The organism is Neobacillus solisequens (assembly GCF_051233465.1).
Lineage (GTDB): Bacteria > Bacillota > Bacilli > Bacillales > Cytobacillaceae > Neobacillus.
Genome location: NZ_JBKFGJ010000039.1, coordinates 1 through 4138, shown reverse-complemented (window position 1 = coordinate 4138; position 4138 = coordinate 1). Strand labels below are relative to the sequence as shown.

Below are 4138 nucleotides of genomic sequence, written 5' to 3'. Positions count from 1 at the left end.
AATCCTTTTTTGAAAAGAAAAAGAAATAACTAATGCTTATTAAAGTAACTGGTGCTTGAGTTATATATTGGTTTCCGGTGATGATCGCTGCGGCGGTCTTTTTCTTATTCAACAAACGGCCAGGTTAGTTGAAGAAAAAAAGGTTATTCCACTCTTTTGTCGAACTAACTCTTTTGATAAAGTATTGCAAAGGAGAAAGAGTATGCTGAAAAAAGGACAATTAGAAGTGTTAAACTTACACAAATTAATAGAAAATCAAAACGAATATACAAATTTTATTGTGAGTGAAGTTAATGACCACGCTCTTCGAATAGCTGTTATAAACGGAGAATTCCACTGGCATAAACACGAAAATTGTGATGAATTATTCTATGTATTGGAAGGTGAACTTTTCATTGACTTTGAAAACGATGAAACAGTGTCTTTGAAACCAGGTGAAATTTTTACAATTCCCGCGAATACAATGCATCGTACTCGTTCAAAGGAAAGGACAGTTAATCTATGCTTTGAAAAGTCCAGTAATGATATAACAGGTAGTAACAACAGTTAAAATGCAACTCAACAAATGGGGGCAAGAGTTAAAGATGGGGACGCTTCGGTGATCCCCTTTCTTATTCAACAAACTGGCAGGAGTTGAACAAGAAAATATTTGGTAAAAGTGGACTTAGCAGAAAGGGGTTAGTAAATGATATTGGTGAGTTCCTGCTTAGCAGGGTTAGATGTGAGATATAATGGGACAAATTGTTTAAATGATAAAATAAGTAAATTGGTAGAAGAAAATAAAGCTATTACAATATGTCCTGAATTACTTGGTGGGTTTTCAACGCCAAGAGAACCAGCTGAGATAATTGGTGGAAACGGAGAAGATGTTCTGTATGGAAACGCTAAAGTAGTTGATAAATCAGGTAAAGATGTTACCCAACTTTACATAAAAGGAGCATATTCTACGCTAGAACAAGCTATTGAATTAAATGCGACTTTGGTGGTTCTAAAGGAAAATAGCCCATCTTGCGGCAGTTCAACCATATATAACGGTGAATTTACCGGGAGAAAAATTATGGGGATGGGAGTCACTTCTGCTTTACTAAAAAGAAATGGATTAAAAGTAATTTCAGAAGAACAATTTGCAGATACCTTCCTTTAGTTCTAAACTAAAAATGGCATTTTAATATTGTTTGTTCTATAGATATTGTGAAATACTGTACTTAAACAAACGGGAGCTTGAGTTTAAGATGAAGCTGTTATTAAATGGCTCCTTTTTCTTGTTGAAATAACGAAGCAGGTCCATTAAAGTGAAATATTTGTGAATTTTTTAAATTAAGGAAGGATTTAATGTGCATTTTTTGAAGTACTTAACATCTTATGAATTTAGGTGAGCGATATAAAATGGGGCGTTATGTTAGTATTTTTTTACTTTCAATTTTAATATGTACCGTTTTATTATTCATACTACCCCTAATCATTGGGGGATTTATAGAATTTGAATTTACTATAGGGTTTGTTTTAATTATTTTGTGCTCTTTTATAATTGCTCAAATATTTTATGTAATAGATCTATTAAAGAAAAACATTAGATAGTTCTGAAAATAAGCTTGTTCCACCATCGGAGCAGGGAAATTTTTCTGAGCATGAGTCCGTTTAATCGTATTCATGCTCTTATTTTTATCCTAAATTTATTTATTTTCGTATAGTTAGATGAACTTGCTTCTTAAGAAAAGGAAAAAAATAAATGAAAGGAGGAATAGTTATGAATGATATTTCAATTGCGTATTTTGAATACTTTGCTCTGCTTTTAGGGATGGCGTTACCGTTTATTAGTTTAATAGTTGCTTTCTTTATAGGAAAAACAATGAGTAAGAGAAAAAATATAACCAAAAGAAAACGTACTTTGTTTTCCTATACTTTTGAAAAAGGGGGGATTACACTAAAAATCACTGAAATATTTGTGTTTTTAATAATAATTGTTGGCTTTTATATTGTTGGGGGGATACTTGTTATTTTTTGACCATTAGTGCCTCTGGCTTATTTATCAGGGAAATTTATTGGGCAAAAACAATGAAGGGGGTAGCGGGGGATCAAAAACTTGAAGATAATTCTTTTCTTTGTCTACGACGACCGAGGGTGCGAAATTATAGCCCGTGAAGCAGATCGAATACGGCTACTTTATGAGAAAATACTACGATTGGGTAGAAGAAGTTGATATAAAAAGGATTGAACAAGGGTTAGGAGGAAGAGAATTGAAAAAATGCTTGAGTTCAAAGATGGAGCAGTGGAGGCTATTCTTATTGTTGTTAAACTAGGAAGGATATTTACCAAAATATCAAAATAAATATATGGAAAAATTGGTGATATAAGGTATTATGGAATTAAATCAGAAAGGGGTTACTGCAATGAATCGTGTTATATTTGGAAGTTGGCATTTTTTCTCTTTTGCTTTAGCAATTATTGTTTGTACCTCTAATTTACCTATTCGTGACGATTATTTTCCTGCAATACAAGATTATATAGATAGCTTATTTTTTTTAGTGGGTTTAGCATTAATTTTAAGTATTGTTACTTATGTAAGTAATTTTTGGTTTAGCTCTAATAAAATCAGATTTATGTTAATAGTAACTGTATCAATTTTTTTAATTTACCTTTTCAGTTATTTATTTAGGTCAATGATTCCCCCTTCTTTTTTAATAACTGAAGCACTTTTAATAATTGCTATAGTGAGCTCACTACACTATTGGACTACATATTTTTTGGGGAAATTGCTATTAAAAGAAGTTTGTGAATAAATGTAAACGAGTAGCAAGAGTTAAAGAGGAAGATCGCTGCGGCGGTCTTTTTCTTGTTGAGCAGGTTAGCGGTAGAAGGGGAACCGACAAATTATGTAGAATTATTTTAAGGAAATGTAAAAGTATAGGTGAGAAAATGAGGAGTTGTGTTTCAAGTGAGTAAAATTACTAAACAGAAAGAAAGATGGAATCGAATAAAATCCAAAGGTAAAAAAAGATATGTATTAAACACATTACTCATGTATGTAGTTTTCTCATTAATATTACCAACATTTCAAGTGTTTGTTGTTAATAAAATAATATTTCCTATCCAATGGATAGTTACAATTTATTTAATATATTTGGTTGGTTGGAGTTTATTAGGACTATGGGTTGGAAATAGAACTTGGAATGCTAATACAAAGAAGTTTGAAAAATAGGCTATGAAATATACCTTTGTGAAAAAACGTTCATAAGTTAACGGGGGCGTTGATTCATGAAGGATTACCGCCCTTTTTAATAATTGATAAATAGTATTTGAGGAGAATTAATATGGATAGTGTATATGTAACTTGTCCCGAATTTGAAAATAAACGATTCAATTTAAGATTTATTTCTATAGAAGATTGTGATGACTTGTTAAAAGTATATTCTGATAAAAAAGCTGTTCCTTTATTTAATAGCGATAATTGTGGTGGAGATGATTTTTACTATAATACACGTGAAAGAATGAAGCAGGCTCTTGAGTATTGGAAATTTGAGTATGACCGAAAAGGTTTTGTAAGATGGTCTATTATAGATAAAAAAGATAATCCTGTAATTGGAACAATAGAATTATTTCATAGAGAGTCTAAAGATTATTTTAATAATTGCGGTCTTCTCCGTTTAGATTTGAGAAGTGATTATGAAACAAAAGCCAATATAATAGATATTTTAAAATTGATTATTGATAAAACTTATACATTGTTTGAATGTAATATGATAGCAACAAAGGCACTTCCCATTGCTAGCGAAAGAATAAAGGCTTTAAAGGAATTAGATTTTTCACCTACTGAAAACAAGTTGATTGGTCATGATGGGACGGAATATTCATCATATTACTTTACAAAGAGATAAATTCCAGTTTGTAAAGTCAAGTTAATTCGCATTCTTCTAATATTATGATAGTACCAAATTTAACTTTAAAAACGAGTTTGTGAAACAATGCACTTAAACTATAGGGTGCTAGAGTTGAAGAACAAGCTGCCTTTTTGGTGGCTCTTCTTATTGAAGTAAACCAGCTAATAGTTTGTCAATATTTTTCAATAAAAACTTAAAATACCTCGTGCTATACTAAAAATATGCATACCAAATAACCTTCCATTAGTTCGTAGTTGGAA

General features: G+C 31.2%; 6 protein-coding genes and 1 pseudogene. All 7 read left to right on the top strand.

All coding sequences use genetic code 11. From position 1 onward, the window contains the following. Positions 1 to 202: 202 nt before the first annotated feature. The 7 genes and pseudogenes from ACI3K6_RS23375 to ACI3K6_RS23345 all read left to right on the top strand — a co-directional run bounded on the left by ACI3K6_RS23375 (position 203) and on the right by ACI3K6_RS23345 (position 3875). On the top strand, positions 203 to 550 hold the full coding sequence (locus tag ACI3K6_RS23375) for a cupin domain-containing protein (protein WP_430071199.1): 348 nt from the start codon (positions 203 to 205) through the stop codon (positions 548 to 550). Positions 551 to 685: 135 nt separating this feature from the next. Continuing rightward, the gene (locus tag ACI3K6_RS23370) at positions 686 to 1144 is read left to right on the top strand and encodes a 2-thiouracil desulfurase family protein (RefSeq protein WP_435556724.1); all 459 of its coding nucleotides are present in this window, start codon (positions 686 to 688) and stop codon (positions 1142 to 1144) included. Positions 1145 to 1747: 603 nt separating this feature from the next. Further along, complete coding sequence (locus tag ACI3K6_RS23365) at positions 1748 to 2005, top strand: hypothetical protein (RefSeq protein WP_435556723.1); 258 nt, start codon at positions 1748 to 1750, stop codon at positions 2003 to 2005. Positions 2006 to 2086: 81 nt separating this feature from the next. Next, a pseudogene (locus tag ACI3K6_RS23360) lies at positions 2087 to 2207 on the top strand (DUF3885 domain-containing protein); the annotation flags it as partial. 183 nt (positions 2208 to 2390) lie between these two features. After that, complete coding sequence (locus tag ACI3K6_RS23355) at positions 2391 to 2780, top strand: hypothetical protein (protein WP_435556722.1); 390 nt, start codon at positions 2391 to 2393, stop codon at positions 2778 to 2780. 155 nt (positions 2781 to 2935) lie between these two features. Continuing rightward, entirely contained in the window at positions 2936 to 3199 is a 264-nt protein-coding gene (locus tag ACI3K6_RS23350) for a hypothetical protein (RefSeq protein WP_435556721.1), read from the top strand. Between the two features lie 112 nt (positions 3200 to 3311). Then, positions 3312 to 3875 (top strand): GNAT family N-acetyltransferase, encoded by a 564-nt coding sequence (locus ACI3K6_RS23345; RefSeq protein ID WP_435556720.1) that lies wholly within the window; start codon positions 3312 to 3314, stop codon positions 3873 to 3875. Positions 3876 to 4138: the final 263 nt, after the last annotated feature.

Bases quoted from the DNA above. Each gene is read 5' to 3' on its own strand.
- ACI3K6_RS23345 (WP_435556720.1), top strand. From the start codon at position 3,312: ATGGATAGTGTATATGTAACTTGTCCCGAATTTGAAAATAAACGATTC.
- ACI3K6_RS23370 (WP_435556724.1), top strand. From the start codon at position 686: ATGATATTGGTGAGTTCCTGCTTAGCAGGGTTAGATGTGAGATATAAT.
- ACI3K6_RS23365 (WP_435556723.1), top strand. From the start codon at position 1,748: ATGAATGATATTTCAATTGCGTATTTTGAATACTTTGCTCTGCTTTTA.
- ACI3K6_RS23355 (WP_435556722.1), top strand. From the start codon at position 2,391: ATGAATCGTGTTATATTTGGAAGTTGGCATTTTTTCTCTTTTGCTTTA.
- ACI3K6_RS23375 (WP_430071199.1), top strand. From the start codon at position 203: ATGCTGAAAAAAGGACAATTAGAAGTGTTAAACTTACACAAATTAATA.